We start from the raw sequence: 15,662 nt of genomic DNA, 5'->3' as shown, positions 1-15,662 counted from the left end.
GCGACGCCGGCTTGATGCCCGCGATCCCGCTGACGCTCACGGGGTTGCGGGCATCCCGCACGCAGGGCGCTGATTAATTCTTCTTGCCCCGCTTGGCAGGCGCCAGCGTCATCGTCGCCACGCCGCCGCCCTGGAGTCTGGCTTTCAGCGTCTGCACCTTGGCATCGGAAACCACCCTGAAGACGTACGTGATGTCCGGGCAGGATTTGTCGATGGGCGAGCCGAAGACGGTGAACTGAACGCCGTTGTCCGTGCCGCCCTGGATCGTCAGCGGCAGGCTCTTGCCTTGACAGACCTTGGGCATGACCGCGCGGCCCTTCTCTACCCACGACTCCCCTTGGGGCGAGAAGATCAGAACGGCGCTGCCGCCGCCGTCGAAGTGAACGTTCCAGACTCCGTTGTAACGGACGTCTTCGCCAGCGCCGCTGCTGATCTCACCCCCATCGTCACCGGCGGCCAGCGCCTGCGCGGCGGCCACGGGAAGGCACAGGGCCAGCAGAAGCAGGGATTTGCGCAGCGAGAAGATCGATTTCATGAGTGTTCTTTCATTCAAGTTTCGGAGGCTCGGGCGTCAATTCCTCTAAATCCAAGGAAGTGCTGATTTACTCACCACCCACCGTCGCGCTCATTGATCGGCGTGTCCTTAACTCCCTCTATCTCCCGGCGCGACGTAGATGAAGCGCCAGTCCCGGTAGGTGAGTGCCGACGTGAAGTCCGCGAGATCTCCGGCGTCATAGGGCCAGCCGAAACCGACCTGCTTCATCGGCGTGTCTTTCGACAGGCTGTAAACGCCCATGATGCGGTTGTCCGGCGCTGGCGTGCGCACCAGTCCCCATTCGGTCGTTCCAGTCATGGGGTCGATGAAGATCCGCCGCAGGTGCCGTTTGGGCACGGGCCAGCGGCGGTCGTCGAGCAGGTCTTCGAGCTTGGACGGGAAGCCCGGCCGTTGTCCGGCCGGCGTGTTTTCGTAGTAGCGGGCGATCGCGGCGGTGAATTGGCGGCCGATGAACATCAATTCCGCCTCGTGCTCGCGCTGCGCCTGGACGCGCCAGACCATGCCCGCGGCGGCAAGCGTGATCCCCATGACCGCGACGAGGAACAGCAGGCCGATGTAGGTGTAGCCGCCCTGGCTTTGCCGCCAGGTCTTACAGGGCCGAGAAGTCGGTGATGTCATCGCTGGTCTTGCCTGGCGCGCCGCTGTGGATGTCGTACACGTTGCCCGCGAGATTCGCGGCATCGGACGGCGGCTGCACGATCTGCCATGTCTCGCGTGAGCCGGTGACGGGGTCGATCGGCACTGCGCGCAGATAGTGCTGCGTTGCCAGGTCTTCGAGTTGTTCGGGGTAGCGGCCTTTGTCGGCGTAGTACTGGCCGATGGCGTCGCGCATCACCACCAGGGACTGCTTGAGCGTGGCTTCCTTGGCGCGTTCCAGCGAGCCGAAGTAGCGCGGCAGCGCCACCGACAGCAGCGTGGCGATGATGGCCATCACGACCAGCAGTTCGATCAGGGTGAAGCCGCGTTGTCTGGGCATGATGGATAGGGCTACCACTGGCTGTAGGGCGTGCCATTGAGGCCGGTGGCCTGGGAGGTCGAGAAGACGTCGAACACGTCCTTGCCCGATTGAGGGCGGTCCGGTGGCGAGGAATAGGCGCGCAGCCCCCAGGTTTCTTCCGGACGGCTGACGGACGCGCCGCTGTAGAACGGATCAGGCGGCACGCGGCGCAGGAAGTAGATGCGCCGTTTGGCGGGATCGTTCTCCTGCGGCACGCCATCGACCAGCACCCTGAGCGAGGCCGGATAGCCCGTGGCGTCGGCGGCGCGGGCGATGCGGCCTTCCTCGCCGGCCTGCTTGTAGGCATCGATCGCGGTGCGGATTTCGCGCAGCGCGTGGCGAAGTTCGGTTTCCTTGATACGGCGCGCGGTCAACTCCGCCATCGGCGCCGCGGCGGTCGCCAGCAGTGCCAGGATGGCGAGCGTGACCAGCAGTTCGATCAGCGTGAACCCGCGCATCGTGTTCCCTCGCCGCGCTTGGGGGGAAAGGGCGATCACTGAACCACCGACAGGTTGAAAGTCCGCGGCACCGACACGCGGGCGTTCGACTCCACGACGAGCATGTCGATGTCCGTGCTCGTCGGCGTTTTGGAAAGCACCTGGAACCGCACCGATCCCGGACGCGACGGCGTGCCTCCGGTGATGCCGGAGGTGAACAGCTCGACCGTCGTCTGTCCCTGACCGGCGCTCGAATCAGGCGCCACGCCAATCGGCTTGAGCACCGCCGGGTCGTAGTTGATCTGCACCTTCGCGGTCGCGGCGGTCGTGCCTTCGGGCAGTTTCAGGTCCAGCGTGACCGTCTCGCCGACCTTGACTTCCGCCGGCGCGCTGACGGCGATCTCCAGGCCCTGCTGGTTCGGCGTCGCAGCAGCCGGTTTGGCCGGCACCACCGCCGGCCCGCCGCTGCCCGTGCTGATCTCCATGCGCTCCATCTTGCCGACGCGCAGCGGCGCCGCGCCCGGCACGGCGTCGGTGCCGGCGGGGAACTGCGCCCGCACCAGTGCGGGCCGCGTCACGTTGCGCACGATGTGCGGCGTGATCAGCAGCACGATCTCCGACTTGGCGCCGGTCGTGGTCTCGTTGCGGAACAGCCGGCCCAGCATCGGCAGGTCACTTGCGCCCGGTATGCCGGTGTTGGACTTGCGGTCCTCGTTGTCGATCAGGCCCGCGAGCACCTGTGTCTCGCCGTCGCGCAGGCGCAGCGTGGTGGCGGCGTTGCGCGTGCCCAGGCGGTAGGCCACCGTGCCGGAGATGTTGAGCTGTTCGAGGATGTTCGACACCTCCAGCTCCACCTTGATTGACACGTCCTGGTCGAGGAACACGTTCGGCTCGACTTCGAGCTTGAGACCGGTCTCCAGATAGTTCACCGACGACGACACGCCCACGTTGGCGGTCGAGGTGGTGGTGATCACCGGCACGCGCTCGCCGATGTGGACGTGCGCCTTTTCGCGGTTCTTCACGCGGATGCGCGGGTTGGCGAGGATGTTGCTGCTGCCGTCGTTCTTCGACAGGTTCAGCAGCATCAGCGGGTTGGTGGTGAAGGCGCGCAGCCCAGTGGCCCTGCCGGGGCCGCTGATCTGGACCTTGTCGGGGACGGTGCCGTCGACGCCCACGCCATAGACGCCGATCGACGTCGGGTACTCGACGCCCAGGGTCTGGGCCAGCGAGGAAGACACTTCGAGCACTTCGAGATCGAGCATCACTTCAGGCTCGCCCAAATCCTGCGTGGCGACCAGTTGCTCGGCCAGTTGCACGGCCTCGGGCGTGTCGCGCATGATCACCAGGTTGAGCTTGTCGTCAACGAAGATGTCCTTGGTCTTGACCATCGCCTTGATCATCGCGGCGGTCTGCTTGGCCTCCGCGTTGGCGATGTAGAAGCTGCGCATCACCAGTTCCTGGTGTTCGCGCTGCTTGCCCTGCGTGGCGGGGTAGATCAGCAGCGAGTTGTCGTTGAGCACCTTGCGGCCCAACTGGTTGGTCATCAGCAGGATCTTGAGCACGTCCTCGATCGAGCTGTCGCGCACAAAGACGCTGGTGCGGGCGTCGGTCTTGACGTCGCGGTCAAGGATGAAATTGATCTCGCCGGCTTTCGACAGGATGCTGAAGATGGTCGCCAGCGGCGCGTCGCGCAGTTCCAGCGTCACGGTGCGCTTGAACGCTTCGCGCAGCCGCACCGGCGTGGCGTCGGTGTCGGTGTTCCGCGTCGTCACGGCCTTGGCGAGCGCACGGGCGTCGCGGTGGTTCGGATCTTCGGAGAGAACCAGTCGGGTGACCTGCTCGGCGCGCACCAGATCGCCCGCTTGCAGCGCGGCCTGACCTTCGCGCACGCGCGCGTCCTGCACGCGGGCACGGTTGACGGCGTCCAGCCCGGAGCGGCCCTGGTCCGACTGCGGATCGATACGCAAGATGAGGCGGTAATTGGCCTCGGCGGCATCGAGGTTGTCGAGCGACCTCAAGCGGTCGGCCTCGCGCATCAGCAGATGGATGATGCCGTTGCGCTGCACTTGGTACTCGGCGTAGATCTCGCGGTCGCGGGGGTGGGCCTTGACGTTTTGGTCCATCACGGCAAGCCCCTCTTCGATGCGGCCTTCGGCGATCAGGCGGGCGGCTTCGTCGGAGCGGGCCTGTTCGGGCGAGGCGCAACCGGCGAGCAGGGCCAGGGCAATCGCAGCCAGCGAGACGCGGGAGCGGACGAAGCGGTGGGGGCAGTTCATGTCGGGGTGAGTCAGTTTTCTTCCCAGCCGGGGGCGTGCTCGAGGCCGGCGGAATTGGATGGAGTTTCTTGCGCGGACGTGGCCGACGGGGCCGCGCGCGCCGGCGTGGAGGGGGGCGTCTGCGCGGGCGCGGCTGTAGGTGTGGCGGCTGCGGAGGTTGTGGCGGCAGCGGCTGGGGCGGCGGCCGAGGGCGCGGGCGCATCGTTGCCCGGCGCATCGAACGTCAGCGTGTGCGTGGGACCTTTGGGAATTTGCAGCGTGACCACGTCGTCGCCGAGCGCGACGACCCGCCAGGGAGTGCCGTCCAGCGGCCCGGGGCCATCGACCTGCACCACGTGGTCGCCGGATTGCAGGAACGCCAGCGTGCGGCCTTGCTCTTTCCAGCGGCCAAGGTAGCGGAAGGGCGGCGATGGCGGCGGTGGGGGGGGCGGCGGCGCCTCTGCCGCAGCGCGTTGCTGCTGGGCCATCGCCACGGCCTGCACCGCCGCCGCGGCCGCCTGCGCCGCGGCGGCGGCCTGGAGTTCTTCGGCGGTCGGCCCGTCGCGAAACGGATCGATGCCGCCGTGGCCGATGGCCGCTTCGACCTGCCGCTTGAGCCGCGCGATCGCGTCGTTGGCGGCCGGGGCGCGGTGGTCGGGCGCGTCGTCGGCGGGCTTCGCGGATTGCCTGGATGGCGACGAGGCGCGCGCCGGCCTGACGATTTCGTCGTCTTCGCGCCGATTGACGAGCCACATCGCCGCCACGGTCAACACGGCGGCGATCGCATACAAGCTCCATCGAGCCTTGGCAGGGATCTTCATGGCTCAGGGGGGAAGCAGGTAGAGGGACAGACGCAGCCGCGCCCGCAGCTTGTCGCCGCTCGACTCGCGCCGCACCTGGATGTCGTCAACAGCGACGGGAAGGGTTTGCAGCGCCTGGAGGATGAAGGCGCGGATCTGCGGATAGCTGCCGTTCACCGGCAGGTTGAGGCGGTAGCGCTGCATGCGGTCGTCCTGCACGCGCTCCAGTTGGTATTCGCCGGTGGGGATCTCGAGACCGTTGGCGATGCCGAGGCGGTAGATCACGGAGACCATGTGCACGGCGTCGTCGGGGCGCGCCAGACGGGCCTCGAAGGCGCTGAGCTGTTCGGCGGGGCTGGGCGCGGCGGCGGCGCGCGGGCGTTGCGCCGCTTCGGCGGCCAGCTCGCGCAGGCGCTCGTTGTCGGCGGAGAGCGGGCGCTGGGCCGTGGCCCACACCAGCGCGGCCACCAGCAGCAGCACGGCGCCGGCGGCATGAAGCCAGGCGGCGCGGTGGCGCATCAGCCACTGGCGCGCGGCGATGACGTTGATCCTGTTCATCATGGCGCGGCGGTCTCCGTCCAGTCCGCTTGCAGCGTGAAGGCGATGCGGCGGTTGTCGAGCGTGTCGTGCGAGAGGAGCAGCACGTTGGCGAAGGCTTTGGTTCCGAGCAGCTTCTTCGTGTACATCGGAATGTCCTGGAAGCGGCGCGCTTCGCCGCTGATGCGCACGCGGCGGTTTTCGGCTTCGGGCATCAGGCCGGTCAGCACGACGCCTTCGCCAGCGGCGGATTCGAGCGCGGTGAAGAGCGTCGGCCAGGGCACGGTGAGGTTGGCGAGCACCTTGGCGGAGCGCTTCGCATCCACCTCGCGGGCCCGGCGGCGGGCTTCGCTTTCGCGCACCGTCGGGTCCGCAGCCGGCGCGACGTTGGCCGCGGCGGCGAGACTCTTGTGCTCGGCGCTGGCCGACGAATAGCCCCATATCGCCACGATGAGCGCGATCGCGCCCACGGCCAGACTGGCCAGCGCGGCGGGGGACATCGCCACGCGGTTGTCGATGAAATCCATGCGCAAGGGACGCATGTGGGCGCTCCATTGCGTGAATACGGCGGCTTTCCGGAATCGCGGGTGTCTCAGGAAGTCGGTGATGTGTTTCACGTCAGACTCCCTGCAGCGTGCCGGTCAGCGGCACGGTTCGCACCCGCAGGTCGGATTCGGGGCCGAGCGCCAACGGCACGGTGCGGTCGCTTGCCAGCACCAGCAGCGACCGCCCTGACGCATCCGCATCGAGCAGCCGCGCGCGTTGCAGCATCGCCGCGATCTCGCCGCCCGCGTCCTGGCGGATGCGCAGGCCGCGCACGGCCCGGATACCGTCCCCGTCGAGCGTCGCCAGCACCAGCCGGTCGTCTTCGAGCACGCCGAACCAGCCGGCGTGGCCGATTTCGTCCTTGTCGAGCGCGAGCAAGGCGCCATTCATCGCGCAGGCCAGCAATGGCTGGATCCGCACCCGGCTCGCGCCGACGCTCGCGCAGGCGTGGCGCAAGCCGTCGATCAGCGACCGCGCCGCGCCGGCCACCAGGGCAACGCCGGTGCTGTCCGCGTCCATCACGATGCGCCAGTCATCCGCTGCCTCGCCATACACCGAGCGCAACACCTGCCGTCCCGCCGCCTCGCGTTCGGCGGCTCCATCGAGCAGCCCGGCATCGCCGACCGCCGCATGGCGCACGTGAAAGTTCGACAGCACGATGCTCACGTCACAGCCGCGATGCGTCGATTCGGCCAGTGCCGCCGCGAGGTCGGCGGCGGCGTCCTGCGTCTCGCGCACGATGCGCCGCGACTCCTGCGCCTTCCAGCCGCGCGGCGTTACCACGAGGCGCAGTTCCCGCGCCCCGACGAAAACCTCGACGCGATCACGCCACGAAGGTGACACGGTTGATTTCCTCCAGGCTCGTGAGCCCTTCTTGGACCAGTTCGACCGCCGCGTCGCGCAGAAAGCGCGTGCCGCCGCGGCGCGCTGCTTCTTTCAGGTTGCGGATCGGTTCCCGCGCCACGATCATTTCGCGCAGTTCGTCGGTCAGGATCATGATTTCGGCGATGGCGCGCCGCCCCTTGAAGCCCGTGCTGCGGCACTGCCCGCAACCGCGGCCAGCCATGAAGCGGAAGCTTGCGGCCTGCTGCAACGGAATGCCCGACTCGCTGAGCAACTCATCCGGCGGCACTGCCGGCACGCTGCAATGCGGACAGTTCAGCCGCACCAACCGCTGCGCGACGATGCCGTTCAACGCCGCGGCGAAGCTGTACGGATCGACCTCCATGTGCGTGAAGCGTCCGAGCACGTCGAACACGTTGTTCGCGTGAACGGTGGTGAACACCAGGTGGCCGGTCAGCGCCGCCTGCACCGCGATCTGCGCCGTCTCGGCATCGCGGATTTCGCCGACCATCACGCGGTCCGGGTCGTGCCGCAGGATCGAGCGCAGGCCGCGCGCGAAGGTCAATCCCTTGCGCTCGTTGACCGGGATCTGCAACACGCCCGTCAACTGGTACTCGACCGGGTCTTCGATCGTGATGACCTTGTCGCGCCCGTCGTAGGTCTCGGTCAGCGTCGCGTACAGCGTGGTGGTCTTGCCCGAGCCGGTCGGGCCGGTCACCAGCAGCATCCCGTAAGGCTCGCGCCCGAGCTTGCGGATCAGCACGCGGTCGGGTTCCGAGAAGCCGAGCACATCGAGCGTCAGCCCCCGCGCCTCGTCGGCCAAGCGCTGTTTGTCGAGGATACGCAGCACCGCGTCCTCGCCCATGGTCGAGGGCATGATCGAGACGCGGAAGTCGATCTCGCGCCCGCGCACGCCGACAGTGAAACGGCCATCCTGCGGCACACGGCGCTCGGCGATGTCGAGTTGGGCCATCACCTTGATGCGCGAGATGGCCTGCTCAGCTACTTCGGCGTCGCCGACCGCGCCGACGGGCACCAGCACGCCGTCGATGCGGTACTTGATCGCCAGACCGTGCGCTCCGGTTTCGAGGTGGATGTCGGAGACGTCGGCCTTGAGCGCGTCATAGAGCGTCGATCGCACCAGCCGCACCACGGGGCTGGAGTCTTCGGTGATGCTCTGGAACGACAGGGCTTCCACGTCGACGTCGCGCTCGCCCTTGCCGCGCACGTCGGGCAGCAGGTTGGCCATCGCCGACAGGCCCTCTTCGTGGCGAGCGAGGTAGGCCGCCACGTCGGCGTGATGCGCGAGCGTGAGCTGCGGCGCATGGCCGGCCTGCTCGATGCGGTCTTCGGCGGCGGCGGCATTGTCTTCGCGGAACGGGTCGCCGGTCACGAGGCGCAGCGCGCCATCGTCATCGGTCAGCGCGATCAACTGCGCCGCCATGCAATCGGAGAACGGCAGCAGCTCGAAATTCGGCGTCCAGCGGTGCAGATCCTGGATGCTCGCGCAACGCAGATGCAGCGACTGCGCAAGTTCGCGCGTGAACGCCTCGGGTTCCAGGCCCGCAAGTTCTTCGAGCGTCGCCACGATCGTGTGGCCGCGACTTGGCGCGAGGCGTCGCGCCTGCGCGAACAGATCGGGGGCGATCGTCAATTCAGACTCCCCGCGAGTTCGAAGATCGGCATGTACATCATCACCACGATGCCGCCGATGACCACGCCGATCAGCGCCATCAGGAGCGGCTCGAACAGCTTGGTGAACCAGTCCACCCAGCGCGCCAGTTCCTCATCGTGAAAGGCGGCGATGCGGTCCATCATCGTGGCCATGTCGCCGCTGCGTTCGCCGACGCGCAGCATGCGGGCGGCGACAGGCGTCGTGAGTCCGGTCTCGCCCATCGCCTGCGACGTGGCGACGCCTTCGCGGATGCGTTGCGTCGCCGCGAGCAGTTGCGCCCGCAGGTCTTCCGGCAGCAGCGTCGCCAGCATGCCGAGCGCGGGAACCATCGGAATGCCGCCGCGCAGCAGCATCGCCAGCGTGCGGTAGAAGCGCGCCAGGTGATAGACCAGCAAGCGCCGCCGCGCCGCCGGAATGCGCCGCATCAGCCGGCCAAACAGCGCAGGGATGCGCCGGGCCGACGCGGCGATGAATGCGAGCAGTGCCAGCGCGACGCCCCCGACCACCAGGCTGTGCTGGTTGATCATGCGGCCCCAGTCGATCAGCAACTGCGACAGCCACGGCAGTTCGCGCCCCGACTCGGCGTAGATCTCGGAGAAGCGCGGCACCACGTAGCCGAGCAGGAACAGCGTGACGAGCGCGCCCACCGCCAGCAGCACCATCGGGTAGATCGAGGCCGAGACGACCTTCTTGCGCACCAGGTCGAGCCGCTCCTTGTATTCGATGAAGCGCGTCAGCGCCTCGGGCAGGTCGCCCGTGCGCTCGGAGGCGCGGACGGTGGCGATGTACAGCTCGGGGAAATGGCGCGAGTTGCCTTGCAGCGCCTGCGAAAAAGAGCGGCCTTCATAGATCGCGCCGCGGATCTGCTCGAACACCTGGCGGACCTCGGCCCGCGTTTCCTTCTCGACCATCACTTCGAGCGTTTCCGGCAGCGAGAGACCGGCGCGCAGCAGCGCGACGAGTTCCTGCGTGAATTGCAGCAGCGGAAAGTTCTGCTTCAAAAGCCGGCCGAACGCGGCGCCCGCAGCGGCTCGCTGCCGCGCCGACAGCACCACAAGCCCCTGGGCCTGCGCCAGCGCCGTCGCCGAGGAGGCATCGGCGGCCTCGAGCGACAGTGAGACGACCCGCCGCTGCCCGTCGAGAGCGCGCACATCGAACCGCATGCGTTTTATTCCCAGCTCGTGATGTCGGCTGCGTCGCCGGTTCCGCCGGGCTGTCCGTCCTTGCCGAAGGAGAACAGGTCGAACTCGTCGTGATCGCCAGGCGCCTTGTATTGATACGGCTTGCCCCACGGGTCGCCCGGCACCGGGCGCTGGAGATAAGGGCCATTCCATTTCGCCGTGTTGGCCGGGCGCGTGTTCAGGGCAGCGAGTCCCTGCTCGCTCGTCGGGTAGGCGCCGGTGTCGAGCCGGTAGGTATCGAGCGCCTTGCGCAGCCCATCGATCTGCGCCTGGGCGCTGCGCACCTCGGACTTGCCGACCTGCGAGAAGTAGCGCGGCGCGACGTAGGCAGCGAGCAGGCCGATGATGACCATCACGACCAGCAGTTCGAGCAGCGTGAAGCCGCGCTGGCGCTGGTTCCCTCGCCGGGCTTCAATCCGTTGATGCATGAGACACCTTCTTGCCCGGCGAGTAGATGTCGTTGATGTTCCAGTGGCCCGCCGTGGGGACGGGGTTGTTCAACATCGATACATCGATGACGAACGGCTTGCCGGCGGCAATCGCCTGTTGCAGCACGGTTTCGAACTCGGCAGCCGACTCGATCTTGACGCCTTCCGCGCCGTAAGCGCGGGCGATGGCGGCGAAATCCGGCGAGTAGGGCTTGCCGTCCTTGGTAAACACCGTGCCGAAGGTCGTGTCAAAGTGGGCCTTTTCCAGACCCGCGATGGTGCCGAAGGCGTTGTTGTTCATCACCACCCACACCACGGCGATGTCGCTTTCCACGGCAGTCGCCAGCATGGCCGGGTTCTGGCCGAAGCCGCCGTCGCCGACGAGCGCCACGACCACCTTGTTCGGGCAGGCCAGCTTGGCGCCGAGCGCCGCGGGAGCGCCGAAGCCCATGGTCGCGAAGCCGCCCGGCGTGAGGATGCTGCCCGGCGTATAGATTGGGAACTGCTGGCCGACGCCGTTCTTGTTCCAGCCCACGTCGGTCGTGATGATCGCATCGCGCGGCAACACGCGGCGCACGGCGGCGAGGATGCGCTCGGGCTGCATCGGATAGGCGTCGTTCTGCGCCAACTTCTCGTTGCCCTTGACGAAATCGGCGTGGTACTGGGCGATCTCCTTGACCAGCGCCTCGTTCTTGCGGCCCTCGGGATAGAGGCGGCGCGCCACGCGGTTGAGCACCACCAGCGCTTCCTTCAAGTCCGTGACCACTCCGATGTCCGCGGGGAAGTTGCGCCCGATTTCGTTCGGATCGATGTCGATGTGGATCAGCTTCGACGGCGGAAAGCTGAAGGTGAACTCCGGCTCCCAAGAGCTGCAATCGGCCTCGCGGAAGCTCGTGCCCAGGCCGATCACCCAATCGGCGCCGAGGCATTTGTCGTTGACGAACTTCGTGCCCCAGAAGCCCGTCATGCCGAGCACGAGCGGATGGTCGTCGGGCAACGCGCCCTTGCCCATGAGGCTGTGCGCCACGGGCAGCGAGAGATGCTCGGCCAGTCTGCGCAGTTCTTCCGCAGCATCGGCCAGCAGGATGCCGCCGCCGGCATAAATCACCGGCTTCCTGGCTTCGGCGATGGTGCGCACGATCTTCTCGGCGACGACTTCATCGAGCGAGGGCTTGAGCAGATGCGGCGTGTGGTGGCTCAGACGCTCGAACAGCCGGGTATCGACTTCCGCCGAGAAGATGTCCATCGGCACCGACACCAGCACCGGCCCCGGACGACCGCTCTCGGCCAACTGGAACGCCTTGTCGAGGATCTGCGCGAACATGTCGGGCCGATCGACGCGCCACGCGCGCTTGACGAAGGGGCGGTAGATTTCGTGCTGCGACGCGTCGGCGTGCAGGTTCACTTCCTGGTGCGGATGCTTGCCGTAGTAGTGCGTCGGAATGTCGCCTGCGATCACCACCATCGGGATCGAATCCAGGGCGGCGTTCGCCACGCCCGTTGCCGCATTCGTGAGGCCGGGGCCGAGGTGCGACAACATCACGGCGGTCTTCTTCTTCGCCCGCGCATAGCCGTCGGCCATGTGCGCGGCGACCTGCTCGTGGCGCGTGTTCATGAACTTGACCTTGGCTCCATCCAGCGCTGCGATCACGGCGATGTTGGTGTGGCCGCACAGTCCGAAGAGGTATTCGACGCCGCGGCGCTCAAGCTCGCGGACCAGTTGTTTGGCGATGGTTTCTTTCATGGTGTCTCCTTAGGTGAAATTCAACGCTCGACCGCGCGCTTGGCCGGTCCGGTGTAGGTATAGGGAATGGACGGAGGCATCGGCCCCTTGATGCGGGCGTTCTGCTGTTTCTGCTCCCACGCATGGGCCAGGATGCCGATCGAGCGCGAAAGCACGAACAGGCCGCGCCCGAGTTCGGGCGCGAAGCCCAGTTCGCAATAAATGGCGGCGGTCGCGCCGTCGATGTTCATCGGAATCGGCGCGCCCTTGCGGCGCGTGAGTTCCTCGTCGATGAGCTTGCCGATGACGGCGAAGCGGCCCGAGACGAAGCCGCGTTCACGCGCTTCATCGACCATCTTCATGAGCTTCACCGCCCGCGGATCGATGCCGTGGAAGCGATGGCCGAAGCCCGGAATGATCTTGCCGTGCTCGGCGATGAAGGCATCGAGGCCGGCGACGACGTGCTCCATGTGCGGCGCGGCGTCGCCCGCGATGCGGTCGATGCCGTACATCAGTTCCATGCACTGCTGGCCCGCGCCGCCGTGCACGTCGTCAAGCACGTTGACCGCGCTCGCCATCGCGCCGTTGACTGGCAGGCCGCAGCTCACGGCCATCCGAGAAATCGCGATCGACGGCGCATGCGGGCCGTGATCGACGCCAGCGACCATCGCCGCTTCGAGTAGCGCCGACTGCTCGCGCGTCGGCAACTCGCCGCGCAACAGCAGCCACGCCATGTCGGGATAGCTCACGCGACCGATCAGGTCCTGAATCGGATAGCCGCGGAAATGAATCTTGCCCGGCTCGATGTCCACGATGCTCGTGGACCACCAGTCGCTGGCCTGCTTGACCAATTGCTCGGGTGGGCGCTGGGTGAGGTCGGCCATGTCAGCCCTCCGTGGCGTAGCGGGGAAAGGAAGTCATACACGATGGATGTTTCATCTCAGATCGCACTGTCCTCACGCAATTCGGCGATCTGGCTCGCCGTGTAGCCAAGCCCGCCGAGGATTTCGTCGGTGTGTGCGCCGAGCACCGGCGGCGGCGTCTCGGCTCGCGGATCGCCGCCGGAGAGCTTGAAGCCCGTGCGCCCTACGCGCACTTCGCGTTCAGCGCCCGGCACGTTGCTGAAGGTCTGGACGAATTCGCGCAGCGTCAGTTGTTCCGAGCGCAGCACATCGGGCATGTTGAGCACGCTGCCCGCGGGAACGCCGGCGCGGGTCAGCAACTGTTCCCACTCGTTCGCCGGTCGCGTGGCAAGCGCGGCTTCGATCTCTTGCGTGAGCGCGGCACGGTGCTGCTTGCGGCTTTCGCGTTCGGCAAAGCGCGGGTCATGCGCGATGCCGGGGCGGCCAATCACGCGGGTCAGCGTCTCGAACTGGTCCTGCTTGTTGGCCGCGATGTTCAGCGGTCCAGATCCGGTGCGGAAGGTGCCCGACGGCGCGGCGGTGAAGTTGTCGTTGCCATGCGGCTGCGGCTCGGTGCCCGCGATCAGGTAGTTCGAGACCACCCAGCCCATCGCAACCAGCGCTGAGTCGAGCATCGAGACGTCGATGAAGCCGCCTTCGTCCGTTGCGTTGCGGCGCAGCAGCGCGGCGCAGATGGCGAACGCGCCGACCATGCCGCTCACCGTATCGGCCACCGGGTAGCCTGCGCGCAGCGGCGCGCTCTGCGCGTCGCCGGTCACGCTCATCATGCCGCTCAAACCCTGGATGATCTGGTCGTAGGCGGGTGCGTCGCGCATCGGGCCTTCCTGGCCGAAGCCGGTGATTGCGCAGTACACGAGCTTCGGGTTGTGCTTGCGCAGTTCCTCATAGCCGAGGCCGAGGCGCTCCATCACGCCGGGACGGAAGTTCTCGACCAGCACGTCGGCCGACGCGACGAGGCGCCGCAGCAATTCCTTGCCCTGCGGCGATTTCAGGTTCGCCGTCATCGACTTCTTGCCCGCGTTCTGCGCCAGAAAGGAGGACCCCATCAGCTTTGCGTTGAGCGAGCGGTCGTTGCCCAACTGGCGGGCGAGGTCGCCGCTGTTGGGTGCCTCGACCTTGATCACCTCGGCACCCATCAGCGCCAACTGGTAGGCGCACAAGGGGCCAGCCAGCACGTTGGTCAGGTCAAGCACGCGGATGCCCGCGAGCGCCTTGATTGTCGTCATGCTGTTCATCGGCGAATGAAGGGGTTGGGCACGTCGAGGTCCGACGAGACCCAGACGCATTTCGTGTGCAGGTACTCCTTGATCGTCTCGGTCCCCGATTCACGCCCGATGCCCGACTCCTTGTAGCCGCCGAACGGCGACGTGAAGCTCGTCGCGCGGTAGTTGTTGACCCACACCGTGCCGGCCTTGATCTTCTCGGTCATCAACATCGCCCGCTTGAGGTTCTGCGTCCAAACGGCGGCGGCGAGGCCAAAGTCGATGTCGTTGCCGATGCGGATTGCGTCCTGCTCGTCGTCGAATGGAATCACCACCAGCACCGGGCCGAAGACTTCTTCCTGCGCGATGCGCATGTCGTTGCGCACGTCGGCAAAGATGGTCGGCTCGACGAACTGGCCGCAGCCCAAGTCAGGCCGGCTGCGTCCGCCGATCACCAGGCGAGCACCTTCCTTCTTCGCAATTTCGATGTAACCCATGATCTTCTCGAACTGCGGCTTGGTCGAAATCGGCCCCACCTGGGTCGCGGGGTCCTTCGGATCGCCGAGCTTCACGTCGCTCATGAAGGCCGTCAGCTTCTCGAGAAAGCGATCGTGGATGCCGCGCTGCAAGAGCAGCCGCGAGCCAGCCTGGCAGCTCTGGCCGGACGCCGCGAAGATGCCTGACACCACGCCCTTGACCGCCTGATCGAGGTCCGCATCGTCGAACACGATGTTGGGCGACTTTCCGCCCAGCTCCAGCGTCACGGTCTTGAAATTGCGCGCCGCGATTTCGTAGATCTTGCGCCCCGCGACCGAGCCGCCCGTGAAGCCGATGTGCGCCACGTCCGGGTGCGTGACCAATGGTTCGCCGACTTCCGGCCCCAGCCCCGTGACCACGTTGACGACGCCCTTCGGAAAGCCCGCCTGATCGAACAGCGCGGCAAACTCGACCATCGATGCCGACGTGAATTCCGACGGCTTGATCACCGTCGTACACCCCGCGGCCAGCGCGGGAGCGAGCTTCCAACTGGTCAGCGTCAGCGGCGAATTCCACGGCGTGATGATCGCCACCACGCCTTTCGCCTCATAGCGCGTATAGGCGAACACGCCTTTCTTGTCAGTAGGAATGACATCGCTATGCACCTTGTCGGCCAAGCCCGCGTAGTAGCGAAAGTAATCCGCCATGTAGCGCACCTGTGCGACCACTTCGGTGGCGAGCTTGCCGTTGTCGCGCTGCTCGATCAGCGCCAGACGGTGAGCATTGGCGGTGACCAGATCGGCGAGCTTCCACAGCAGCCGTCCGCGCTCCGACGGCGTGAGTTGGGACCACGGGCCTTCAAAGGCGCGCTGCGCTGCGGCAACGGCGAGCGCCACGTCGTCGGCGTTGCCGCGGGCGATCTCGCCCCAGGTCTGGCCGGTGTAGGGGTCGTCGGTCGGCAGGTACTGGCCGGAGGCTGGCGGCACGCTCGCGCCGTCGATGTAATGCTCGTATCTGGGAAGTGCTGGAGTGCTCATCGTTCAAGGGCCGTCGGGCTGGAAAAGAAGGTCAATGCGGTGGGT

At 66.8% G+C, this 15,662-nt stretch carries 16 protein-coding genes; all 16 read right to left on the bottom strand.

What is annotated here, in order from left to right; translation table 11 throughout:
* Window positions 1-73 precede the first annotated feature (73 nt).
* The 16 genes from AC1DHL_RS24180 to AC1DHL_RS24105 all read right to left on the bottom strand — a co-directional run bounded on the left by AC1DHL_RS24180 (window position 74) and on the right by AC1DHL_RS24105 (window position 15,617).
* Window positions 74-535: a hypothetical protein gene (locus AC1DHL_RS24180; protein ID WP_478096730.1), complete on the bottom strand. Its 462-nt coding sequence runs from the start codon at window positions 533-535 to the stop codon at window positions 74-76.
* Between the two features lie 108 nt (window positions 536-643).
* Window positions 644-1,174: a type II secretion system protein gene (locus AC1DHL_RS24175; RefSeq protein WP_478096732.1), complete on the bottom strand. Its 531-nt coding sequence runs from the start codon at window positions 1,172-1,174 to the stop codon at window positions 644-646.
* Window positions 1,146-1,532 (bottom strand): type II secretion system protein, encoded by a 387-nt coding sequence (locus tag AC1DHL_RS24170; protein ID WP_478096734.1) that lies wholly within the window; start codon window positions 1,530-1,532, stop codon window positions 1,146-1,148. Before AC1DHL_RS24170 ends, AC1DHL_RS24175 begins: the two co-directional genes overlap by 29 nt.
* An 11-nt stretch (window positions 1,533-1,543) precedes the next feature.
* A complete protein-coding gene (locus AC1DHL_RS24165) occupies window positions 1,544-2,011 on the bottom strand; it encodes a prepilin-type N-terminal cleavage/methylation domain-containing protein (RefSeq protein WP_478096736.1) in 468 nt (155 codons plus the stop codon).
* 35 nt (window positions 2,012-2,046) lie between these two features.
* Window positions 2,047-4,266, bottom strand: a complete 2,220-nt coding sequence (locus AC1DHL_RS24160) for a secretin N-terminal domain-containing protein (protein WP_478163628.1) — start codon at window positions 4,264-4,266, stop codon at window positions 2,047-2,049.
* A gap of 11 nt (window positions 4,267-4,277) precedes the next feature.
* Window positions 4,278-5,066: a hypothetical protein gene (locus AC1DHL_RS24155; RefSeq protein ID WP_478163627.1), complete on the bottom strand. Its 789-nt coding sequence runs from the start codon at window positions 5,064-5,066 to the stop codon at window positions 4,278-4,280.
* A gap of 3 nt (window positions 5,067-5,069) precedes the next feature.
* On the bottom strand, window positions 5,070-5,606 hold the full coding sequence (locus AC1DHL_RS24150; RefSeq protein ID WP_478096742.1) for a hypothetical protein: 537 nt from the start codon (window positions 5,604-5,606) through the stop codon (window positions 5,070-5,072).
* A complete protein-coding gene (locus tag AC1DHL_RS24145) occupies window positions 5,603-6,199 on the bottom strand; it encodes a PilN domain-containing protein (RefSeq protein ID WP_478163626.1) in 597 nt (198 codons plus the stop codon). Before AC1DHL_RS24145 ends, AC1DHL_RS24150 begins: the two co-directional genes overlap by 4 nt.
* Window position 6,200: 1 nt before the next feature.
* Window positions 6,201-6,971 (bottom strand): hypothetical protein, encoded by a 771-nt coding sequence (locus AC1DHL_RS24140; RefSeq protein WP_478163625.1) that lies wholly within the window; start codon window positions 6,969-6,971, stop codon window positions 6,201-6,203.
* Complete coding sequence (locus AC1DHL_RS24135) at window positions 6,952-8,619, bottom strand: GspE/PulE family protein (RefSeq protein ID WP_478096826.1); 1,668 nt, start codon at window positions 8,617-8,619, stop codon at window positions 6,952-6,954. The genes AC1DHL_RS24140 and AC1DHL_RS24135 overlap by 20 nt, the downstream gene beginning before the upstream one ends.
* Before the next feature lie 2 nt (window positions 8,620-8,621).
* A complete protein-coding gene (locus AC1DHL_RS24130; protein ID WP_478163624.1) occupies window positions 8,622-9,809 on the bottom strand; it encodes a type II secretion system F family protein in 1,188 nt (395 codons plus the stop codon).
* 5 nt (window positions 9,810-9,814) lie between these two features.
* Window positions 9,815-10,255: a type II secretion system major pseudopilin GspG gene (gspG, locus tag AC1DHL_RS24125; protein ID WP_478163623.1), complete on the bottom strand. Its 441-nt coding sequence runs from the start codon at window positions 10,253-10,255 to the stop codon at window positions 9,815-9,817.
* Complete coding sequence (locus AC1DHL_RS24120; protein WP_478163622.1) at window positions 10,239-11,999, bottom strand: thiamine pyrophosphate-binding protein; 1,761 nt, start codon at window positions 11,997-11,999, stop codon at window positions 10,239-10,241. The genes gspG and AC1DHL_RS24120 overlap by 17 nt, the downstream gene beginning before the upstream one ends.
* 20 nt (window positions 12,000-12,019) lie before the next feature.
* Entirely contained in the window at window positions 12,020-12,862 is an 843-nt protein-coding gene (locus AC1DHL_RS24115) for a citryl-CoA lyase (protein ID WP_478163621.1), read from the bottom strand.
* A gap of 56 nt (window positions 12,863-12,918) precedes the next feature.
* Entirely contained in the window at window positions 12,919-14,127 is a 1,209-nt protein-coding gene (locus AC1DHL_RS24110) for a CaiB/BaiF CoA transferase family protein (RefSeq protein ID WP_478163620.1), read from the bottom strand.
* 5 nt (window positions 14,128-14,132) lie between these two features.
* Complete coding sequence (locus AC1DHL_RS24105; RefSeq protein WP_478163619.1) at window positions 14,133-15,617, bottom strand: aldehyde dehydrogenase; 1,485 nt, start codon at window positions 15,615-15,617, stop codon at window positions 14,133-14,135.
* Between the last annotated feature and the right edge of the window lie 45 nt (window positions 15,618-15,662).

The organism is Variovorax sp. 10L426, from assembly GCF_056395305.1.
Note: the sequence above shows the minus strand (reverse complement) of the source record. Positions and strands in the feature narration are given on the sequence as shown.